Source organism: Brenneria izbisi, from assembly GCF_025840185.1.
Lineage (GTDB): Bacteria > Pseudomonadota > Gammaproteobacteria > Enterobacterales > Enterobacteriaceae > Brenneria > Brenneria izbisi.
The window spans coordinates 456,117-478,200 of the sequence record NZ_JAMPJU010000001.1 but is presented as its reverse complement, the minus strand read 5'-3'; the positions used below and the strand labels follow the sequence as shown (position 1 = coordinate 478,200).

Genomic DNA, 22,084 nt, shown 5'->3' with positions numbered 1-22,084 from the left:
CGCACGGCGTGATGATTACAACAAGGCAACGTTATAAGGCAAATTCGGCCCAAATCGGCGCATGGTCGGAAGGTTTTTCCATTGCCCGAATAGCATAATCGATACCTGTGCGTGTACAGCGTTCGACCAGCACTTGACTTGCCAGTATCAAATCAATACGTAATCCTCGATTGGTATCAAATCCCGCGGAACGGTAGTCAAACCACGAGAAACGATCGTTACATTCGGGATTGGCGGCGCGAAAAGTATCGATCAATCCCAGGGATTGCAGACGGGCAAGCCATTCGCGCTCTTCTGGCAGGAAAGAGCACTTTCCGGTACGCAACCAGCGTTTGCGATTATCCTCGCCAATGCCGATATCCAGATCGGTTGGGCTGATGTTGAGATCGCCCATCACGATTAAGGGTTGAGCGGCGGTATGGTATTGTTCAATGTAGTGTTGCAGATCCTGATAGAACCGGGTTTTAGCAGGAAACTTGATCGGGTGATCGCGGCTTTCGCCCTGCGGGAAATAGCCGTTGATAACGGTCAGCGTGCCGTGAACGGTGGCAAAATCCGCCATGATGATACGTCGTTGCGCGTTTTCATCATCATCAGGGAAACCACGTCGGACGGCAATCGGTTCTGCTTTACACAACAGCGCGACCCCGTAATGCCCTTTCTGACCGTGATAAAAGACGTGATAACCGTATTGGCTAACCTCTGCCAGTGGAAACATATCGTCATGGACTTTTGTCTCCTGCAAGCCGATGACATCCGGTTGATGCTGTTCGATAACTGCGGCCAACTGATGAGGGCGAGCTCGCAGTCCATTGATATTAAAAGAAACAACTTTCATGTTAGCTGCCGTTCAATGAAAAATGTTTGCAGATGGTAGCAGAAATCGAGGCCAAACGTCACGGCAACGCCACCTGATAATAAGATTCGGCTATGACAGGTTGAACCAGGCGTGGGGAGTCCGTATACTGCGCTGCTCGCAGGAGAGAGGGTATCGAATGATGCTCCGCCGAAGGCGCAAACTCCCATAATCGCTCAGGTCACCATACTGCGAATTTCATTGATGCCAACTGGAGAGAGGTTGTTGCGACAACCCACCGAAGGGGCAAGCGGCGAGCGCTGCGTAAACTCTCAGGTAAAACGGACAGAGGGAGGGGCACATTTCACAGGAAATCTTGTGTGCTTACTTACATCTATCTGATCGCGATCACGGCTGAAGGCATGTCTGGCGCGCTGGCTGCCGGACGGCGAAATATGGATATTTTTGGTGTCGGCATGATCGCGTTTATCACCGCGCTGGGCGGTGGTACGGTGCGTGACATTCTTCTCGGCAATTACCCCATCGGCTGGACTCAACACCCTGGTTATATTTATCTCACCATTGGCGCTGGTTTGTTCACGATTATTATCGCGCGCATTATGCACCATCTACATCGTCTGTTTCTGATACTGGATGCGATGGGACTGATCGCGTTTACCGTCATCGGCTGCAATGTCGCACAGGAATTGAACTATTCCACGACAGTGGTGATTATGGCGGGAATTGTGACCGGTATTTTCGGCGGAATTCTGCGGGATATCTTCTGCAACCGCACGCCGATGGTGTTGAGAAAAGAGCTCTATGCCAGCGTATCGTTGCTGGTGGCTTTATTATATCTCGGTCTGAAAGCGTTGAATGTGAACCACGACATCAATCTGCTGGTGTCCTTCACCCTCGGCTTATCCGTTCGTCTGGCAGCCATTCGCTGGTCGTGGCAACTGCCGGTGTTTTCCTACGTGCCGGGGAGTTGGAAAAGTTGATCTGATGCCGGGAAGGATTGAATTCAGTAGAACAATATTGAATTGGTGGTGGGGGAAGGATAACTCGGCGCTTTGCGCCTCGCCCTACGGGTCAACGCTGTCGCGTTGTTCAAAACCGTTCCGGTTTTGTCGAACCTTGGTCGAAGTTTCTCACCTTCCCCCTGAAGGGGAAAATGGATGTGTGGTGTTAAAATTGAATTCAGTAGAACAATATTGAATTGGTGGTGGGGGAAGGATTCGAACCTTCGAAGTCTGTGACGGCAGATTTACAGTCTGCTCCCTTTGGCCGCTCGGGAACCCCACCATTGGCCTTGCCGCAAGACGCTTTCGCATCAAGCGGGGCGCATCATATCAAATGATACGCCGCTGTAAAGCCGGATATATTAAAAAACGAACCTGTTTGCCGATTTTTTATGCCGGGCATCCTGATACAAAAAATGATGCCCGATCAGCAAATTAAAGAATGATAGTGCGGTTTCCGTAGACAAAAACCCGCTGTGCCAATACACGATACAGCGCTCGGCTCAGCACATTCTTCTCAACGTCGCGTCCGGCACGCATCATGTCATCCGCGGTGTAGGAATGATCGACGTTGATTACGTCCTGCATGATGATTGGGCCTTCATCCAGGTTGTCATTGACATAGTGAGCGGTGGCGCCAATGATTTTTACGCCTCGCTCATAAGCCTGATGATAAGGTCGTGCGCCGATAAACGCCGGCAGGAACGAGTGGTGGATATTGATAACCTGATTCGGATAGTGCTGAACGAAAGCGGGCGTCAGCACGCGCATGTATTTTGCCAACACAACGTAATCCGGCTGGTACTGGTCGATCTGCGCGATCATGTGCTGATCGTGTTCTTCGCGGGAAAAACCTTCATGACTGACCAGATGGAAGGGAATATCAAAGCGCTCGACCAGCGTGCGCAGCGTTTCGTGGTTGCCAATCACCGCGGAGATTTCAACATCCAATCCGCCGTATACGCTTTTCATCAGTAAATCGCCCAGACAGTGTGCTTCCTTGGTGACCAGAATAACAATGCGGCGACGGCCTGCGCTGGTTAACTCACGAGAAGAACCGTCAGGGAGGGCGCTGTCGAGATCGGCCAGCAAGGTGGTATCGTTAAAAATCCCTTCCAGTTCCGTGCGCATGAAGAAGCGACCAGTACGATGATCAACAAACTCATTGTTCTGCACGATGTTAAGTTCATGCTTGTAACAAATATTGGTAATTTTTGCGATAAGGCCCTTGGCATCAGGGCAAATAGTCCGTAACACTTTTCTTTGTATATTCTGGGATTGCATGAGAGCGTGGATCCTGTCCAAAACTATAATAGCGATCGTATGTTAATGCAGTGCCGGAATTCACTGCGGTTAATGCGCCTTGCTTATTGTCCGCAGCACTTTTTGTACTTTTTGCCGGAACCGCATGGGCAATGTTCATTTCTGCCAGTTTGCAGATGAATGCCATCGCTATAGTACCAGCGATCATGATAACGAAGGAAGCGCGAGCGTTCCCGCATCAATCCAGTCTCCTGCCGGTTGGCGGCCGTATAGCGTGCGGCAAATTCAACATAACCTTCGTCTTGCGTCTTGCCGGGGCCTGAGGTCAATATATTGAGCCCAAGCCAGCAGGTGTCCCGGCAGCTTTCCGTAATGGAATCACGCCATTTCTCCGCTTGCAGGTCGGGATGCCAGGTGGCGACCAGATAGTCCACATCGTGTTTGACATAAGCGGTATAGCGAGAACGCATTAGCGTTTGCGGATCCGCGGCGGTACGGGTATTGCCAAGATACGGCTGGCAGCATGCGCTATACTGCAAGCCGCTGCAACAAGGACAAAGTTCTGGCACAGTTTCTCCTGAAGAAAATTTAATAACTTAAAACTTGATAGATAATAAAGAGATCTTTAATCAGGATACAGATATGTTAACCAATATGTTAACCAAGACATTCTGGAAGTAGTAATGTGGGCTAGAATGAAAACACACGATGTACCCATGCGACAGGTAAAAGTGGGGCTGGCTTTGGGTTCCGGCGCGGCCAAAGGATGGGCTCATATCGGCGTCATCAATGCATTGACCGAACTGGGCATCAAGATTGATGTTGTCGCTGGCTGCTCTGTCGGCGCGTTGGTCGGGGCCGCTTACGCCACGCATAATCTGGCGGTGATTGAGCGCTGGGTGTCAGGATTCGGCTACTGGGATGTCATTCGATTGATGGATCTCTCCTGGCAGCGTGGCGGGTTGTTGCGTGGTGAGCGGGTATTTAATAATGTAAAGCATTTGTTACATACACAACGCATTGAAGAATGCGCTATTAAATTTGGTGCGGTCGCGACCAATCTGAGCACCGGACGCGAACTCTGGTTGACGGAAGGGGACTTGCACCAGTCAATCCGGGCTTCTTGTAGTGTGCCGGGCTTATTGTCTCCCGTATGGTTCAATGGTTACTGGCTGGTGGATGGGGCCGTAGTGAACCCTATCCCAGTTTCACTGGCGCGTGCGATGGGTGCTGATGTTGTCATCGCGGTGGATTTGCAGCAGGATGCCAGCCTCAATCAGCACATGCTGTCGGTTAAGCCCACGAACGCAGAGGAGGATGGCGACGTTGAGCCAAATGATTGGCGGAGTAAAATCCGTGAGCGCTTATTACGCGGACGACGCCATCGTCCAGCCGTTTCGCCAACGGCGATGGAAATCATGAGCACCTCGATCCATATCCTGGAAAGTAGACTGAAAATGACGCGAATGGCGGGTGATCCGCCGGATGTGCTGGTGCAACCCTACTGCCCGCAGATTGCCACTCTGGATTTCCACCGAGCGCAGGAGGCAATAAGCGCGGGACGTCAGGCGGTGGAGAAGAAACGTGAGGAATTGCTGCCTTTGGTTAATCAATCTCACTGAAACCTTGGGTTCAGGTATTGTCGATAAGCAATTTTTGAACATGAAGAGTTTGAAGCAAGAGGTAACAAACGGATGGAACGACCATTAGCGGGTAAACATGTTTTAATCATTGAGGATGAGGCCGTTTTCCGCTCAGTGCTTTCCGGTTATCTGATTACGCTTGGCGCTTCAGTGTTAGAAGCAGTCCATGGACTGGAAGCATTGAGCCTTTTGGAAGATCGCCAAGCTGATTTGATTATCTGCGATCTGGATATGCCGATGATGGGAGGGATCGAATTTCTTGAGCGCCTGCGCTTAAGAGGCAACAACACGCCGATATTGGTTATATCGGCGACCAGCCATATGGCGGATGTCGCAAAGGTATTGCGCCTTGGGGCTCAGGATGTGCTGCTGAAACCGGTTCGTGATTATGCCCGCTTACGCGAGGTCGTCATGTCTTGCCTGTATCCAGACATGTTTACCTCGCAGGTGAATGAGCTTGAACAATTAATGCAGGATATGGACTCATTGAGTCAATCTCCCGATGCGGTCGCAAAATTGCTGGCGCAATTGCAGCCGCCGGTTCAGCAAACGCTTGCGCATTGTCGGATTAATTATCGCCAGTTGACGATTGCCGAACAGCCGGGCCTGGTTTTGGATATTGCCGCGCTCTCAGAGACGGAACTGGCGTTTTACTGTCTGGATGTGACTCAGGCGGTGAATAATAATGGAACGTTAGCGGCCTTATTACTTCGGACATTATTCAATGGGTTGCTTCAGGATCATTTGGCTAATCAGCAGCATCGCTTACCGTATCTACCGACATTATTAAAGCAGGTAAACCAGTTGTTGCGGCAAGCGAGTTTAGAGGGACGCTTCCCTTTATTGGTTGGTTATTATCATCGTGAATTAAAACGGTTAATTCTGGTATCAGCCGGTTTGAACGCCATGTTAAATGCCGATGGCAACCAGATTTCTCTGAATAGCGGCGTGCCGTTAGGAACGTTGGATGTCACTTACCTCAATCAGTTAAATCACAATTGTGTTGATTGGCAATGTCAGATATGGGGTGGGGGGGGGCGTTTACGACTCATGTTGTCTACAGAATAATCCGATAGGTATGTTGGTTACTCTCTCCAGACGATGTACACCTTCCGTTATTATTTTTTATTTTCTACACTATTCCTAGTGATCTTATTTTTTATTGCGTTATAACATTGGTCAAGCGCCATCCGGTAAATGAGTTGAACTCATCCCGTTTTTAGGCAAGACAAATAAAGTTCATTATTTGAACGATATATAAGAGGTTGTTTATGTCGATTGTTAATAAGAAAGTAAAAAAAGCGGTAATCCCCGTTGCAGGGCTGGGAACGCGTATGTTACCGGCGACAAAGGCTATTCCAAAAGAAATGCTGCCATTGGTGGATAAACCGCTAATTCAATATGTGGTTAATGAGTGTATTGCTGCGGGAATCAATGAAATCATTCTGGTTACTCACTCTTCTAAAAATTCGATTGAAAACCATTTTGATACCAGTTTCGAACTGGAAGCCATGTTGGAAAAACGTGTTAAGCGCCAGCTACTCAAAGAAGTTCAATCTATTTGTCCTAAGCACGTTACCATTATGCAAGTTCGTCAGGGGTTGGCGAAAGGATTGGGCCACGCGGTAATGTGCGCGCATCCTTTAGTCGGTGATGAGCCGGTTGCCGTTATTTTACCTGACGTCATTATTGATGAATATGCTTCCGATTTGAAAAAAGATAACCTGAGCGAAATGTTGAAGCGTTTTTCAGAAACCGGTCACAGCCAGATTATGGTTGAGCCGGTGGACAATGTCAGCAGCTACGGGGTTGTGGATTGCAAAGGCGTGAAATTAAACGCGGGTGACAGCGCCCCAATGGTGGGCGTCGTTGAAAAACCGAAAGCATCCGAAGCCCCGTCTAATTTAGCCGTTGTTGGTCGTTATGTTCTTTCTGCGGAAATCTGGTCTTTGCTGGAAAAAACGCCGCCAGGCGCGGGTAATGAAATTCAGTTAACGGATGCTATTGCCATGCTGATGCAGAAAGAGACGGTGGAAGCTTACCATCTGAAAGGCGTGAGCCATGATTGCGGCAACAAATTAGGTTATATGCAGGCCTTTGTCGAGTACGGTATGCGCAATGATAGCCTGGGTAGTGAATTCACCGAGTGGTTGCAGGAAACGGTTGACGCCGAGGCGAAATAATATCGGGTAAAGCCTGCTCTCTGTTTTATTATCCAAGATGGAGAGCATCAATTTTCGTCCTCCCCGCTTTTTTTAATAAAAAAATACCCTTGATAAAAATCAAGGGTATCGGCGTATTATTTTAAAGCTGAATTAGATCAGGAAATCATCCAGGGATTTGCCTTGCTCTTCAATGGCTTTTTTGATTACAGCTGGCGTCCGACCCTGACCAGTCCAGGTTTTAAGGTCGCCGTTTTCATCGGTATATTGATATTTAGCAGGGCGTGCGGCACGTTTGCTTTTACCTGCGACTTTGACGGAGCCTAGAGATTGTAATAATTCGTTAGGGTCAATACCATCAGCGATCAACATATCGCGATATTGTTGCAATTTACGTGCACGTTCTTCAACTTCTGCCTGGACCTGGCTTTCTTCTTCACGTCGTTCATTAACGACGACTTCCAGTTTCTCCAGCATTTCCTCCAAAGTATCCAGACTACATTCTCTTGCCTGGGCACGCAGAGTACGGATATTGTTTAGAATCTTTAGTGCTTCGCTCATTGTGATAATCTCAGATTTATATTATTGGTGTCGTGTAGTGTGATAATAGAATGCTATTTTCTTTTCTGCAATAGTCAAATTTGTAAGTTTGTTAAAAAATACTAGTTTTAAAACGGATATCACACACGCTGAAACCTGAATATAAAATACTTTCGCCAAGATGAGAAATACATTTTTCCGTCATTTTTTCTACAACAAATGTAGAAGGGGGCGGATATTGGACCTTAGCTTACCGTTATAAGGGAATTTTATCTGTTTATCTTTCCGCGCCTATCAATAGCCACTATCTGGGCGGAGGAACGTAAATGTAATAGCGCATTGCATAGTCTAAAGGCGGGTTGTTACAATAAAATCTGACCGTATAAGCGATGATCTCGCCTATCTTTTGGAGCGCCGAGTATGGCTCAGCTTTATTTTTATTATTCAGCAATGAATGCGGGAAAATCCACCGCACTATTGCAATCTTCATATAACTATCAGGAACGCGGCATGCGCACGCTGGTGTTCACCGCAGAAATAGATAACCGCCATGGCGTCGGGGTGGTGAGTTCCCGTATCGGCCTTTCTTCTCCCGCATTATTGTATAATCCGCAGACATCTTTATTTAACTTGCTGGCAAAAGAACATAGGGCTCAACCTATTCACTGTGTATTAATTGATGAATGTCAGTTTTTAACTCGTGAGCAGGTGAGCGAGCTTTCCGACGTGGTGGATCAATTAGATATCCCGGTATTGTGTTACGGTTTACGCACGGATTTTCGCGGCGAATTGTTCTCAGGAAGCCACTATTTATTAGCCTGGGCCGATAAATTGATAGAGCTAAAAACGGTTTGTCACTGCGGACGTAAAGCGAACTGTGTATTGCGTCTGGATGCTCAGGGTAATCCGTTGCGTGAAGGCGAACAGGTAGTAATTGGCGGCAATGAAAGCTATGTCTCCGTCTGTCGAAAACACTACAAAATAGCGTTGGGATTGATCAGAACCGCGAGCGAATAAAACAACGATGAGAGGCGATGGTTTCTTCAATTCATCGTTATGGCTGCCTGGTTACGTTAAAAACGCGATTTAAGGGCTTGTGAACGTGTTGCGCCGCCATTGCTTAGGAGTTTCCATGTCCTGCGAAAAATGCCGCCGTCGCGCTGTTGATGGCCTTTTTTTGCGGTAATTCGGGCTAACGCCGTTTGGTAAGGTTGATTGAAACATTCAGGCGGGATGAATACGGGGATAGTGACGTAAAAAAAGCCCTGCTTCATTAGCAAGGCAGCGATGATAACGCAGTCAAACAGCCTCCAATGAGGCTGTTTGCGCATCATGAATCAACTGGTGACTTTCTTCGATTGTTTCACGGTTTTTGCTGCGGGCGCAGCAACAACAGCTTCCACCTCTTTTTTTGCGGTATCTTCAGAGAATTGACGACCGTAGTAGGTATCCATCAGAATCTGTTTCAGTTCAGAAATCAACGGATAACGCGGGTTAGCGCCGGTACATTGGTCATCGAACGCATCTTCAGACAGTTTATCCACTTTCGCCAGGAAATCCGCTTCCTGTACGCCCGCTTCACGGATGGAGGCAGGGATCCCCAACGCAGTTTTCATTTCTTCCAACCAGTTCAACAGCTTCTCGATTTTCTGCGCGGTGCGATCACTCGGTGCGGTCAGCCGCAGATGGTCAGCGATTTCGGCATAACGACGTCGAGCCTGTGGACGGTCATACTGACTGAACGTTGTTTGCTTGGTTGGGTTGTCATTGGCGTTATAGCGAATAACGTTGCAGATCAGCAGCGCATTCGCCAGACCGTGCGGAATATGGAACTCCGAGCCCAGCTTGTGCGCCATGGAGTGACAAACACCCAGAAAAGCGTTAGCAAATGCGATACCGGCAATCGTTGCGGCATTATGGACTCGTTCACGGGCTACCGGATTTTTCGCACCGTCGCGATAACTGGCCGGCAGGTTTTCTTTCAACAGCTTCAGCGCCTGTAACGCCTGACCATCAGAATATTCATTCGCCAATACCGAGACATAAGCTTCCAGTGAGTGAGTCACCGCATCCAGTCCCCCGAAGGCGCACAGCGATTTTGGCATATTCATCACCAGATTGGCGTCCACAATGGCCATATCCGGGGTTAATGCGTAGTCAGCCAGAGGATATTTCTGGCCTGTCGCGTCGTCGGTCACCACCGCAAACGGCGTAACTTCGGAACCGGTGCCAGATGTGGTGGTGATGGCAATCATCTTGGCTTTTACCCCCATTTTCGGGAACTTGTAGATACGTTTACGGATGTCCATAAAGCGCAACGCCAGTTCTTCAAAATGGGTAGTGGGGTGTTCGTACATCACCCACATGATTTTTGCCGCATCCATCGGAGAACCGCCGCCCAGCGCGATAATGACATCCGGTTTAAAGGAGTTCATTTGCTCAGCGCCTTTACGCACGATGCTCAGAGTAGGGTCTGCTTCGACCTCGAAGAACACGTCGGTTTCCAGCCCATTCTGTTTCAGCACGCTGACCACTTGATCGACATAACCGTTATTGAACAGGAAACGGTCAGTCACAATGAATGCGCGTTTGGCGCCGTCGGACGCGACCTCTTCAAGTGCCACCGGCAATGAACCGCGACGGAAATAAATGGATTTGGGAAGTTTATGCCACAACATATTTTCTGCTCGCTTGGCTACCGTTTTCTTGTTGATCAAGTGCTTCGGACCAACGTTTTCCGAGATGGAATTCCCCCCCCAGGAACCGCAACCCAACGTCAGGGAAGGGGCGAGTTTGAAGTTATACAGATCGCCGATACCGCCTTGAGACGCAGGGGTATTGATCAGAATACGGGCGGTTTTCATCTTGTTGCCGAAATGATGGACGCGTTCCGGCTGGTTGTCCTGATCGGTATACAAACAGGAGGTGTGGCCGATGCCGCCCATCGCAACCAGTTTTTCAGCTTTCATCACCGCATCGTTGAAATCGACGGCACGATACATGGCCAGGGTCGGCGACAGTTTTTCGTGGGCAAAGGGTTCCGACTCGTCAACCGCGGTCACTTCACCGATTAGCACCTTCGTGTTGTCAGGTACAGAAATCCCCGCCATTTCTGCAATTTTCGGCGCTGTTTGGCCCACGATATCTGCATTGAGCGCGCCATTTTTCAGCAATACGCCTTGAACGGCCTGAAGCTCTCTACCTTGCAGCATGTAGCCGCCATGAGAAGCGAAACGCGCGCGTACCGCATCATAGACGCTCTCAACTACAATCACCGACTGCTCAGACGCACAGATCACGCCGTTATCGAAGGTTTTCGACATCAGAATAGAAGCAACGGCACGTTTAATGTCGGCGCTTTCATCAATGACGACGGGCGTGTTGCCCGCGCCCACGCCAATTGCGGGTTTACCGGAACTGTATGCGGCTTTCACCATGCCGGGGCCGCCGGTTGCCAGAATCAGGTTGATGTCCGGGTGATGCATTAACTGGTTGGACAATTCAACAGAAGGTTGATCAATCCAGCCGATAATATCTTTAGGCGCGCCCGCCGCAATCGCTGCCTGCAGAACAATATCCGCTGCTTTATTGGTGGCGCTTTTGGCCCTGGGATGCGGAGAAAAGATAATCCCGTTACGGGTTTTCAGACTGATCAGCGCTTTAAAAATCGCGGTGGAAGTCGGGTTGGTTGTCGGCACAATACCGCAAATCAGGCCAATCGGTTCGGCGATGGTGATGGTGCCAAAGGTATCGTCGGTAGAGAGAACGCCACAGGTTTTTTCGTCCTGATAAGCGTTATATATGTATTCGGAAGCAAAATGGTTTTTGATCACTTTATCTTCAACAATACCCATGCCGGATTCGGCCACGGCCATCTTCGCCAGCGGGATACGTGCATCTGAGGCGGCGAGCGCGGCAGCGCGGAAAATTTTATCAACTTGTTCCTGGGAATAGTTGGCAAATTCCTGCTGCGCTTTCTTTACTCTTTCCACTAGTGCGTTAAGTTCAGCAACATTGGTTACGGCCATAATGTTCTCCTGATAATGTTAAACTCTTTCAGTCAATCGCTGCTAAGCCCAAAGGTATAGATAAACGTACGTTGAACGCGTTTTGCCAACAAAACGTATATCCGTTACGTCGCATTGATTGACTCAAAGAGCTTGTCGACCTCCATGGTCTACTATTCGGTTTTTAAAATACTGTAATCGAGAATGGCGGGTATTATAAAAATAAAAATTTGCTGATTAGTGTGAATGCAGAATATTCGCTTGTTTAACCGAGTATGAAAAGAGCATACCGATTTGTGAGGCTCTTTTTTGTGATCTCTGTCTATTTTTTGTTATGCTGACACCATTCAGCAAGCGGTTATTGATAATTATTATCAATATTCAACTTATCTGTTTTTATCGCCGCGCCTGGCATCCCATCAATGCCTTTGTGCTGGCGAATATTCTCGCCTTTTCATAAATAATTCTTATGTAAAAATGTAATGTTTGACATGCTTTTTTTATCTTTTAATCGTGAGCACTGTCATTGCATAGCCCTATAGGTTAAGTATATTTTGCTAAATTTGTAACGAATGGAGCAATAGGATGTTATGTGTTTAAGCGAGCGATGGTATGGTTACTTATCTCGGCGTCAGGATTCGGGCAGATCTTTTTTGTATCAATAGTTTAATGGATGATTATTTATAAAAAGGCATATCATATTAAATAGCGTAATTTATCAATTAGTTAATCTTTATCGGCTTGATGATATTTAATGATTGCTTCATTTGGCTTAAATAATACTCAGCAACGCGGCTTTAAACATGTTGGCGGATGTGAGGGCTTTTGATAGCTTCGGATTAATATCGTCATTGCAGTGTAATTGATAAGTTATTTTTATTGGTTCTATTACGGTAATCATCGATTCTGTCTGATAATCATGACGACGCAGATACAACGAATCCGTTAACACCTTGTTAGTCAGGCATAAATGGCAGTCGCGCTGAATCGTCAATAACACCACTCAGATGCAGATGTTTTGTCAAACAGTCAAAGGAGAGGAGAATGACACACATGATCACAAGAAAAAGCCTGCTGGCCAGTTTCATTGCGTTGTCGTACGCAACAACAGGGGGACAAACCTGGGCGGCCACCGTTCCCGCTGGCGTCCAACTGGCGGAAAAACAGGAACTGGTGCGCAATAACGGCGCGGAAGTGGCGTCATTGGATCCGCATAAAATCGAAGGCGTGCCAGAGTCGAATGTGTTGCGCGATGTGCTGGAAGGGCTGGTGATTTCAGATGTGAACGGCAAAGTGATCCCCGGCGTGGCGGAACGTTGGGATAATAAAGACTTCAAGGTGTGGACTTTTCATTTGCGCAAAGATGCGCGCTGGTCAAACGGTGATCCCGTCACGGCGCAGGATTTCGTTTATAGCTGGCAACGCCTGGCCGATCCCAAAACCGCATCCCCTTATGCCAGCTATCTGCAATATGGTCATTTATTGAATATCGATGACATTATTGCCGGCAAGAAAGCCCCTGATACGCTGGGAGTGAAAGCCCTGGACGATCATACGCTGGAAATCACGCTGTCTGAAGCGGTGCCTTATTTCTATAAATTGCCGATTTATCCGGCGATGTCGCCGGTCAATAAATCGGTGGTCGAAAAGTTTGGCGATAAATGGACGCAACCACAAAATTGGGTTGGTAATGGCGCCTACAAGCTGAAAGCGTGGGTGGTGAATGAAAAAATCGTGCTGGCGCGCAACCCGCAATACTGGGATAACGCCGATACGGTGATTAATCAGGTCACCTATTTGCCGATTGCCTCCGAAGTGACGGATGTAAACCGCTACCGCAGCGGTGAAATCGATATGACCTATAATTATCTGCCCATCGAACTGTTCCAGAAACTGAAAAAAGAAATTCCGCAGGAAGTGCAGGCCAATCCTTATTTGTGTACTTATTATTACGAAATCAATAATCAGAAAGCGCCCTTTAATGATGTCCGGGTAAGAACCGCGCTGCGTTTGGGGCTGAACCAGGATATTTTAACCAATAAAGTCAAGAATCAGGGCGACACGCCGGCTTATGGTTTTGTGCCGCCTTACATTGATGGATTGAAAGTCGACGAACCGGAGTGGTTTACCTGGCCGCAGGCGAAGCGTAATGAAGAAGCAAAAAAACTGTTGGCGCAAGCGGGTTATACCGCCGACAAACCGTTGACGCTGAGCCTGTTGTATAACACCTCTGATTTACATAAAAAGCTGGCTATTGCGGCGGCATCGCTCTGGAAGCAAAATATCGGCGTTACCGTCAAGCTGGATAATCAGGAGTGGAAAACGTACCTCAGTTCACGTCATCAGGGGACATATGATATTGCGCGTGCGGGGTGGTGCGCCGACTATAATGAGCCGTCTACCTTCCTGAATAGCATGATATCGGACAGCAGTAACAACACGTCGCATTATAAAAATCAGGAATTTGATCAATTGATGAGCAAATCCTTGCAGGTGACCACGGATGAAGCGCGTTCGGTGATTTATCAGCAAGCTGAGGCTTTGCTGGATAAGGATGCGGTCATCGCGCCGGTTTATTACTACGCCAATATTCGGTTGGTAAAACCCTATGTCGGCGGATTAACCGGTAAAGATCCGCTGGATTACGTTTACGTTAAAGATCTTTATATTATCAAGCATTAATAAAAATGACAGACAGGCGGTATTCCGTCCTGTCTGTTTTTTTACAGGTATGAGCAATGTTAAAATTCATATTTCGCCGCTGTCTGGAAGCTATTCCAACACTATTTATACTGATTACAATTTCGTTTTTTATGATGAGGCTGGCGCCAGGCAGCCCATTTACCGGGGAGCGTAATCTTCCACCTGAAGTGATGGCGAATATTGAGGCCAAATATCATCTGAACGATCCCATCCTGACGCAATACGGCAATTATTTATTGCAGTTGGCGCAGGGTGATTTTGGACCTTCTTTCAAATACAAAGATTATTCCGTAAACGATTTGGTGGCGGCGTCATTTCCGGTTTCCGCCAAACTGGGCGCCGCCGCTTTTTTACTGGCTGTGATATTGGGGGTGACCGCCGGTGTGGTTGCCGCGTTGAAGCAAAATAGTAAATGGGACTATACAGTCATGGGGTTTGCCATGACGGGAGTAGTGATCCCAAGTTTTGTGGTTGCGCCCTTACTGGTGCTGATCTTTGCGATTACGCTGCGCTGGCTGCCAGGCGGCGGCTGGAACGGTGGTGAAGCCAGATTCATGATTTTACCGATGGTGGCGTTGTCGCTCTCTTATATTGCGAGTATTGCGCGGATTACCAGAGGTTCGATGATTGAAATTCTTCATTCCAACTTCATTCGCACCGCACGGGCCAAAGGGTTGCCTATGCGCCGCATTATTCTACGTCATGCGTTGAAACCGGCGCTGTTGCCGGTGCTTTCATATATGGGACCGGCATTCGTCGGCATTATTACCGGCTCAATGGTGATTGAAACCATTTTCGGGTTGCCGGGAATCGGTCAGTTGTTTGTGAATGGCGCACTGAATCGTGATTATTCGCTGGTACTCAGCCTGACCATTCTGGTCGGTGGATTGACCATTTTATTCAATGCGATAATTGACGTGTTATACGCGGTTATCGACCCTAAAATCCGCTACTGAGTCGGGGGCGTTATGTTTTGGCATCGAAAAGATATTGAAGCCCTGGAAAGTTTCAGTGAGCAGATGGAGATTGAAGGGCGCAGTCTGTGGCAGGATGCCCGGTTGCGTTTTATCAATAATCGGGCGGCGTTGGCCAGTTTGCTGGTGCTGGGGGTGATCACGCTGTTTGTGATTATTGCGCCGTTGGTGTCGCCGTTTAATTATGCGGATACTGACTGGGGGATGATGTCTTCCGCCCCGGACATGACTTCCGGTCACTATTTCGGCACCGACTCTTCCGGTCGCGATCTGCTGGTGCGCGTGGCGATCGGCGGGCGCGTGTCGTTAATGGTGGGGGTCGCGGCGGCGTTGGTGGCTGTGGTGGTCGGCACGTTATACGGCGCGCTGTCCGGTTATCTGGGCGGTAAAGTCGATTCCGTTATGATGCGACTGTTGGAGATCCTCAACTCCTTCCCGTTCATGTTTTTCGTCATTCTGCTGGTGACCTTTTTCGGACAGAACATGCTGTTGATCTTCGTGGCGATAGGCATGGTTTCCTGGCTGGATATGGCGCGGATCGTACGCGGTCAGACGCTAAGCCTGAAACGTAAAGAGTTCATTGAGGCTGCGATGGTTTCCGGCGTTTCGACGCGCGGCATCGTGTTGCGCCATATTGTGCCGAACGTACTGGGTGTAGTGGTGGTGTATGCCTCATTGCTGGTGCCGAACATGATCCTGTTCGAATCCTTCCTGAGTTTTTTGGGATTAGGTACGCAGGAACCGTTAAGCAGTTGGGGCGCGTTGTTGAATGATGGCGCCAACTCGATGGAAGTCTCTTCCTGGCTACTGCTTTATCCCGCCGCCTTTCTGGTGGTAACGCTATTTTGTTTCAATTTTATCGGCGATGGCCTGCGTGATGCCCTCGATCCGAAAGATCGCTGAGGAGGGGTTGCATGAATAGGATGAATTCAGCCGGTGAGAATGAGGCGCTGCTCAGTGTTCAGGATTTACGCGTGACGTTTCATACGCAGGATGGCGAGGTCACGGCGGTAAACGACCTGACGTTCAGGCTGAATGCCGGGGAAACGTTGGGCATTGTTGGTGAATCGGGATCGGGCAAGTCGCAAACCGCATTCGCGTTGATGGGCTTGTTGGCCCAGAACGGTCGCATTACCGGCTCAGCCCGTTTTCGCGGCAAAGAGATTTTAAATCTGCCGGAACAGCAGTTGAACAAGTTGCGTGCTGAAGAAATCGCCATGATTTTTCAGGATCCGATGACATCGCTAAACCCCTATATGCGGGTGGGTGAGCAACTGATGGAGGTGCTGATGTTGCACAAACGGATCAGCAAGCGGGAAGCTTTTGAAGAGTCGGTCAGAATGCTGGATGCGGTAAAAATGCCGGAAGCGCGTAAACGCATGAAAATGTATCCCCATGAGTTCTCCGGCGGGATGCGTCAGCGCGTCATGATCGCTATGGCGTTGTTGTGCCGGCCTAAGCTGCTGATCGCGGATGAACCGACGACGGCGCTGGATGTGACGGTTCAGGCGCAAATCATGACGCTGCTTAATGAACTGAAACACGAATTCAATACCGCCATTATCTTGATTACCCATGATCTTGGCGTGGTGGCGGGTATCTGCGATAAGGTGCTGGTGATGTACGCGGGGAGGACGATGGAATATGGCATGGCGCGTGACGTGTTTTATCAGCCAAGTCATCCTTATTCCGTCGGGTTGTTGAACGCGGTTCCCCGCCTGGATGCGGAAGATGAAACGCTGGCGACTATCGCCGGCAATCCACCCAATTTACTGCGCTTACCCAAAGGTTGCCCGTTCCAGCCACGTTGTCCTTATGCGATGGATGTTTGCCATAACACGCCAGCGTTAACGTCTTTCAATAACGGACGTATGCGCGCTTGCTTCAGAGCGGTTGAGGAGGTGCTATGAATCGTACAACGGAAAAAACGGTATTGCTGGAAGTCGTCGATCTGAAAATACATTTTGATTTCAGAGATGAAAAGCAATGGTTCTGGCAACCAGCGAAAACATTGAAAGCGTTGGATGGCGTTACGTTTCGGTTGTATGAAGGCGAAACGCTGGGCGTGGTGGGGGAGTCCGGTTGCGGCAAGTCCACCCTGGCCAGAGCGATTATCGGCCTGGTCAAAGCGACCAGCGGGAAAGTCACCTGGTTGGGTAAAGATTTGCTGGGGATGGATGATGGAGAATGGCGTAAAGCGCGCAGCGATATTCAGATGATTTTTCAGGATCCGCTGGCCTCGCTGAATCCGCGGATGACCATCGGAGAAATCATCGCTGAACCGTTGAAAACGTATCACCCTGAACTCACACGTCAGGAGGTAAAAGATCGCGTTAAAAGCATGATGCTGAAAGTCGGCTTACTGCCGAATCTGATTAACCGCTATCCGCATGAGTTTTCGGGCGGGCAGTGTCAGCGTATCGGTATCGCGCGGGCGCTGATCCTGGAGCCGAAACTGATCATCTGTGATGAGCCGGTTTCCGCGCTTGATGTCTCCATTCAAGCGCAGGTGGTAAATCTGCTGAGACAGTTACAGCGTGAAATGCGGCTGTCGCTGATTTTTATCGCCCATGATTTATCGGTGGTGAAGCATATTTCCGATCGGGTATTGGTGATGTATCTGGGACATGCGGTGGAGTTGGGAACCTATGAGCAGATTTATCGTCATCCTCTGCACCCCTATACGCGCGCGCTGATGTCCGCGGTGCCAATCCCGGATCCTGATAAAGAAAGAAACAAACCGATCCAGTTGCTGACAGGGGAACTGCCTTCTCCGATCAATCCGCCATCGGGGTGCGTATTCTGCACCCGCTGTCCGATTGTCGGGCCGGAGTGCAGCAAAACCAGACCGGTGATGGAAGGGAGTTTTAATCATGCGGTATCCTGTTTGAAAGTGGACCCGCAGGCACTGCTGCCGGTAGAAGCGGAGCTTTGAATCGCTATCAGACGTCCCGTGGCGGGGACGTCTTTATCGGGCGGGAGAACGTATTTTTTTCACAGGCACTTATTCTTTCCACAGAATATGGCAAAGCTTGTGATCTTTTTCCCGGCAAATCAGCACGCGGGCGAAAATATCCGTGATTTCCCCACCGTCCTGTTCCCCAAGTCCAATCACCACTTCGGCAAAAAAGTCAGGGTTCAGATCGAAATCAACATGCTCGGCCCAGTCTTGCGCCGGATCGAATAGCTCGGCGCCGCCACGCTCCTCGAATTGCAGATTGAACAGCAGAATATCTGCCGGATCGAGATTATCGGCGGCCAGTTCCAGAAAGATGTCGTAAGCCTGTTCCAGCGCTTCATCTTCGGTCAGGCGGTTATTCAAATCCATAGCGCAATTCCTGTTAATGCATAAAGGGCGTTATTAAAACATGCTGAAAGCGGTATTTATAGCAGGGGACTGAAAAAGTAAAATAACCGCTCAACAATTCGCTGCCAGTAAGGTCGGTTTTGCCATTGAGACGGCTCCAGCAAAGCGGAACGTGCGATATAGTCCTCCTGCACACAAGACAAATCGCTGCCAAACCCCGCATCGTCAATGACCAGCGTAATTTCAAAGTTCAGCCACAGGCTGCGCATATCGAGATTGACGGTGCCGACCAGACTCAACTGTCCATCGACCAAAACGCTCTTGGTGTGCAGCAACCCGTCTTTGAACTGGTAAATCTTCACGCCGGCATCCAACAGTTCAGTAAAGAAGGCGCGGCAGGCCCAGCCCACCAACATCGAGTCATTTTTGTACGGCACAATGATGCTGACATCCACGCCGCGTTGGGCGGCGGTGCAGATGGCATGCAGCAGATCGTCGCTGGGGACAAAATAGGGCGTCGTCATGATCAACTGCTTACGGGCGGAATAGACTGCGGTCAACAGCGCCTGATGGATCATTTCTTCTGGATACCCCGGCCCGGACGCTATTACCTGAATGGTGTGGCCGCTCTCCTGTTCAAAGGGCATCACGTTGACATCCGGCGGCGGCGGCAAAAGGCGTTTGCCGGTCTCCATTTCCCAGTCGCAGCAATAGATAATCCCCAGCGTGGTCGCCACCGGGCCTTCAACCCGCGCCATCAGATCAATCCATTGTCCGACGCCAGCATCCTGCTTAAAGTAACGCGGATCGACCATATTCATACTGCCGGTATAAGCGATGCGATTGTCGATCAGAACAATTTTACGATGCTGGCGTAAATCCATACGTCGCAGAAAGGCACGGAACAGGTTGACCTTTAGTGCCTCGATGACTTCGATCCCGGCGGTGCGCATCAGTTCGGGATGCTGATTGCGGAAGAAACGAACGCTGCCTGCCGAGTCGAGCAAAATACGGCAATGTACGCCACGGCGCGCGGCGGCAATCAACGCACTGGTAATCGGCTCCACCAATCCGCCGGGTTGCCAGATGTAAAACACCATCTCGATGTTATTACGGGCGAGATTGATATCACGCAATAGTGCCTTAATGGTATCTTCGAAAGTGGTGAGCAATTGCAATTGGTTGCCTTTGACGCCACCAATCCCTTGACGTCGCTCGCAAAGTTGGAATAGCGCGCTGGCGACTTCGCTGTTTTCGGTGGCAAAAATCCGCCGATATTCTTTCAACTCGCGCAGCCATTTGGCCGTGGAAGGCCACATTTTACTGGCGCGTTCGGCTCGGCGTTTACCTAAATGCAATTCGCCAAAAGAGAGATAAGCAACAATACCGACAAGTGGCAGGATATAAATGACCAGCAACCAGGCCATAGCCGACGGCACCGCCCGACGTTTCATCAGAATACGCAGCGTGACCCCCGCGATCAGCAACCAGTAACTGAAAACAAGCAACCAACTCATTACGGTATAAAATGTTGTCATAGAGGCGAGACAGATTCCCTGCGGTAAAATATCAGTAAAGTGTACGCATAGTTTTATGAAAGGGGAAACGCCTTTGGTCAGAATAGTATAGGGTGGTTGACGGTTTTCAGTTCAGACAAATTTAAACATTGCTTGGATCGCCATCGGAAGCTTCTATAATGTTCGTCACCTGTTGCTGAGAGAAGAGTGACACGCATGAAACGCAGTCGCAATGAAGTAAGCCGTTGGCGCATGTTACGTCAGGTTCAGCGTCGAAGAAGCCGCTGGCTGGAGGCCCAGTCCCGCACCTATCGCCATATTCACTATGCGCGCTATTTGCAACAAAAGCACCAACGGCGCGCGTTGTTATTTGCGGTGACGCATGAATGGTAACGCGCCCGGATATCAGGATAACGCGGGTATAAGTGTGTTACCGGTCATATGGGTGAGCGTCTTTTCATCGGCAGGCAACTGAAACAGGGAAACGGTCGCATTGAGTTGTTCGGTTTGTTGCAACAGGGATGAGAATGTTAACGCTGACGTTTCAACCTGATCCGCATTCTGTCGAACGCTGTCATTCAGCGTGCTGATACGATTGGTCACTTGCTGAATGCTCTCATTTTGCTGATGAGATATTTCAGATATTTCGCTTAAAAATGTGCTGGTGCCTTTTGCCGCATGGATGATTTCTTGCAAGCTGTCATTCAGTTTTTGCACCAGCAGGGCGCCGGTTTCAACACTGTGATCTGAATCCCGGATTAACGCGTTAATATTTTGCGCAGAATGGCTGCTTTGTGACGCCAGCGAACCCACTTCACGGGCGACGACGGAAAACCCTCGCCCCATTTCCCCCGCGTGGGCGGCTTCTATCGCCGCATTCAAGGACAAAATGTGTGTTTGAAACGCCACGTTTTCAATCATGCCGATGGCCTCTGTCATTTCCCGTGTTCTGCCGGTGATGTCCGACATGGCTTCTTTGACTTCATCCATCATCATTTCGCCTTGCATCGCAATATTGCTGGCGTCGGTGGCGTACAGGCTGGCCTGCCGAGTGTGTCCGGCATTTTGTTCGAGATGCTGGCCCAACTGCATAATATGTTCGGTGGTCGCCTTTAACTCATGAGACTGTTTGCTGGCCTGTTCGGAAAGCATCTGGTTATCCTGAGCGACTTTATCAACCTGGAAGATCATATTGTCGACGCTTTGGCGGACGCGATTCACCAGAGCCACCAGTCCGTTCTGCATCTGGATCACGTTGCCGTGCAACAGGTTGATTTCTTGCATGGCCGAGTGTTCCAGATGGAGCGACCGCGACAGGTCGCCTGCGGCGATGCGTTGTAGATGCTGAATAATCCGCGTCAGCGGACGGATAATTATACGGTTAACGCCTAACCCAACGGCAAGGGATAGCGCCAGCAATACGCCCAGCACAATCATGAATATCAGTTGGGTGAGGTCGAGAGAGGCGAGAAATTGTTGTCCGTGTTGTTTCTGTAACGCACTGTTGCTTTGCAGATAGCGCGCATATTTCTGGGTAAAGTCGTTTTGATACGCCTGAATGGGGATGGCGAAGAAAATATCAATTCCGTTGGTAGCTTTGATGCCTTGCGCCAGTTCAATCAGCCCGTTGTATAACTGGTGATAACTCTGTTTCAGATTATTCAGCGACTGTTCGTCGCTCAGATCGGTGGCGGATTTTTCCAGTAACTGATAATTGATCCTGGCTTGTTCCAGTGAGGCTTCGGCCTCATCCATCAGGCTGTGCCAACTGCCTTCCGAACCCGTTTCCTTATCGACCAGCAGGTAAATGCCTGCGCGGTTTAACTTGTCGCTGGCATTCATGACGGCCATTCTGGTTTTATCCATCAGCGCCTGCTGGTGGATCAGGTTATCATTGGCGGAAATCGCTAATTTTACCTGCGTCATGGTTTGAGAAATGATGCCGATCGAAATCAACTGCAAGAAAGAAAATAATCCGATGATCAGCAGTAACCCGGAAAGGATGCCCAACCGATAGTGGCGGTTTTTCGTTAAGAGGCCAAAGCGAGAAATAATGGACGTTAACATGTCGTGACTCTCTACTCATGAAGAGTATCCAGGCTAGCATGGTTAAATGACTAAAATATTTCAGCTTTTCCGCGAGAGACAGG

The 22,084-nt window shown here is 49.3% G+C and carries 19 protein-coding genes, 1 tRNA gene, 1 other RNA gene and 1 riboswitch; of the genes, 11 read left to right on the top strand and 10 right to left on the bottom strand.

Annotated features, from left to right (window positions below; all coding sequences use genetic code 11):
* Positions 1-31: 31 nt before the first annotated feature.
* Positions 32-838: an exodeoxyribonuclease III gene (xthA, locus tag NC856_RS02195; RefSeq protein ID WP_264088770.1), complete on the bottom strand. Its 807-nt coding sequence runs from the start codon at positions 836-838 to the stop codon at positions 32-34.
* Between the two features lie 219 nt (positions 839-1,057).
* A riboswitch (glycine riboswitch) is annotated at positions 1,058-1,155 on the top strand.
* Between the two features lie 21 nt (positions 1,156-1,176).
* Here xthA and NC856_RS02190 point away from each other — a divergent pair.
* Positions 1,177-1,797, top strand: coding sequence for a trimeric intracellular cation channel family protein (locus NC856_RS02190; protein ID WP_264088769.1), 621 nt, complete (start codon positions 1,177-1,179; stop codon positions 1,795-1,797).
* 43 nt (positions 1,798-1,840) lie between these two features.
* Here NC856_RS02190 and NC856_RS02185 read toward each other — a convergent pair.
* The 4 genes from NC856_RS02185 to NC856_RS02170 all read right to left on the bottom strand — a co-directional run bounded on the left by NC856_RS02185 (position 1,841) and on the right by NC856_RS02170 (position 3,650).
* Positions 1,841-1,971, bottom strand: a non-coding RNA gene (locus NC856_RS02185) — RtT sRNA.
* Between the two features lie 45 nt (positions 1,972-2,016).
* Positions 2,017-2,101: transfer RNA gene (locus tag NC856_RS02180), tRNA-Tyr, on the bottom strand.
* A 152-nt stretch (positions 2,102-2,253) separates the two neighbouring features.
* A complete protein-coding gene (gene purU, locus NC856_RS02175) occupies positions 2,254-3,102 on the bottom strand; it encodes a formyltetrahydrofolate deformylase (protein ID WP_264088768.1) in 849 nt (282 codons plus the stop codon).
* Between the two features lie 83 nt (positions 3,103-3,185).
* Positions 3,186-3,650 (bottom strand): YchJ family protein, encoded by a 465-nt coding sequence (locus tag NC856_RS02170; protein ID WP_264088767.1) that lies wholly within the window; start codon positions 3,648-3,650, stop codon positions 3,186-3,188.
* A gap of 147 nt (positions 3,651-3,797) precedes the next feature.
* Here NC856_RS02170 and rssA point away from each other — a divergent pair, with 147 nt between their 5' ends.
* The 3 genes from rssA to galU all read left to right on the top strand — a co-directional run bounded on the left by rssA (position 3,798) and on the right by galU (position 6,907).
* Entirely contained in the window at positions 3,798-4,703 is a 906-nt protein-coding gene (gene rssA, locus NC856_RS02165) for a patatin-like phospholipase RssA (RefSeq protein ID WP_264088897.1), read from the top strand.
* A gap of 72 nt (positions 4,704-4,775) precedes the next feature.
* Positions 4,776-5,792: a two-component system response regulator RssB gene (gene rssB, locus NC856_RS02160; protein WP_264088766.1), complete on the top strand. Its 1,017-nt coding sequence runs from the start codon at positions 4,776-4,778 to the stop codon at positions 5,790-5,792.
* 203 nt (positions 5,793-5,995) lie between these two features.
* On the top strand, positions 5,996-6,907 hold the full coding sequence (galU, locus tag NC856_RS02155; protein ID WP_264088765.1) for a UTP--glucose-1-phosphate uridylyltransferase GalU: 912 nt from the start codon (positions 5,996-5,998) through the stop codon (positions 6,905-6,907).
* A 132-nt stretch (positions 6,908-7,039) separates the two neighbouring features.
* On the opposite strand, the gene hns is transcribed toward galU, so the two are convergent.
* Positions 7,040-7,447 carry a histone-like nucleoid-structuring protein H-NS gene (gene hns, locus NC856_RS02150; protein ID WP_264088764.1) on the bottom strand — a complete coding sequence of 136 codons (408 nt, stop codon included), beginning with the start codon at positions 7,445-7,447 and terminating at the stop codon, positions 7,040-7,042.
* 399 nt (positions 7,448-7,846) lie between these two features.
* On the opposite strand from hns, the gene NC856_RS02145 reads away from it, so the two are divergent.
* Positions 7,847-8,443 carry a thymidine kinase gene (locus NC856_RS02145; RefSeq protein WP_264088763.1) on the top strand — a complete coding sequence of 199 codons (597 nt, stop codon included), beginning with the start codon at positions 7,847-7,849 and terminating at the stop codon, positions 8,441-8,443.
* Positions 8,444-8,763: 320 nt separating this feature from the next.
* Here the strand turns inward: NC856_RS02145 and adhE are convergent, their stop codons facing one another.
* Complete coding sequence (gene adhE, locus NC856_RS02140) at positions 8,764-11,454, bottom strand: bifunctional acetaldehyde-CoA/alcohol dehydrogenase (RefSeq protein ID WP_264088762.1); 2,691 nt, start codon at positions 11,452-11,454, stop codon at positions 8,764-8,766.
* A 1,023-nt stretch (positions 11,455-12,477) separates the two neighbouring features.
* On the opposite strand from adhE, the gene oppA reads away from it, so the two are divergent.
* From oppA to oppF, 5 genes are read left to right on the top strand one after another with little or no spacing between them, the layout of a single operon-like run.
* Positions 12,478-14,115, top strand: coding sequence for an oligopeptide ABC transporter substrate-binding protein OppA (gene oppA / locus NC856_RS02135; protein ID WP_264088761.1), 1,638 nt, complete (start codon positions 12,478-12,480; stop codon positions 14,113-14,115).
* Between the two features lie 56 nt (positions 14,116-14,171).
* Positions 14,172-15,092, top strand: coding sequence for an oligopeptide ABC transporter permease OppB (gene oppB / locus NC856_RS02130; protein ID WP_264088760.1), 921 nt, complete (start codon positions 14,172-14,174; stop codon positions 15,090-15,092).
* A gap of 12 nt (positions 15,093-15,104) precedes the next feature.
* Positions 15,105-16,013: an oligopeptide ABC transporter permease OppC gene (gene oppC, locus NC856_RS02125; protein ID WP_264088759.1), complete on the top strand. Its 909-nt coding sequence runs from the start codon at positions 15,105-15,107 to the stop codon at positions 16,011-16,013.
* Positions 16,014-16,024: 11 nt separating this feature from the next.
* Positions 16,025-17,020 (top strand): ABC transporter ATP-binding protein, encoded by a 996-nt coding sequence (oppD, locus tag NC856_RS02120; RefSeq protein WP_264088758.1) that lies wholly within the window; start codon positions 16,025-16,027, stop codon positions 17,018-17,020.
* A complete protein-coding gene (gene oppF / locus NC856_RS02115) occupies positions 17,017-18,045 on the top strand; it encodes a murein tripeptide/oligopeptide ABC transporter ATP binding protein OppF (RefSeq protein ID WP_264088757.1) in 1,029 nt (342 codons plus the stop codon). Before oppD ends, oppF begins: the two co-directional genes overlap by 4 nt.
* 69 nt (positions 18,046-18,114) lie before the next feature.
* On the opposite strand, the gene NC856_RS02110 is transcribed toward oppF, so the two are convergent.
* Positions 18,115-18,438 carry an HI1450 family dsDNA-mimic protein gene (locus NC856_RS02110; RefSeq protein WP_264088756.1) on the bottom strand — a complete coding sequence of 108 codons (324 nt, stop codon included), beginning with the start codon at positions 18,436-18,438 and terminating at the stop codon, positions 18,115-18,117.
* Between the two features lie 56 nt (positions 18,439-18,494).
* Positions 18,495-19,955 carry a cardiolipin synthase gene (cls, locus tag NC856_RS02105; protein WP_264088755.1) on the bottom strand — a complete coding sequence of 487 codons (1,461 nt, stop codon included), beginning with the start codon at positions 19,953-19,955 and terminating at the stop codon, positions 18,495-18,497.
* Between the two features lie 195 nt (positions 19,956-20,150).
* Here cls and NC856_RS02100 point away from each other — a divergent pair, with 195 nt between their 5' ends.
* Positions 20,151-20,327, top strand: coding sequence for a YciY family protein (locus NC856_RS02100; protein WP_264088753.1), 177 nt, complete (start codon positions 20,151-20,153; stop codon positions 20,325-20,327).
* 12 nt (positions 20,328-20,339) lie between these two features.
* Here NC856_RS02100 and NC856_RS02095 read toward each other — a convergent pair whose 3' ends face one another.
* Positions 20,340-22,001, bottom strand: coding sequence for a methyl-accepting chemotaxis protein (locus NC856_RS02095; RefSeq protein WP_264088752.1), 1,662 nt, complete (start codon positions 21,999-22,001; stop codon positions 20,340-20,342).
* Between the last annotated feature and the right edge of the window lie 83 nt (positions 22,002-22,084).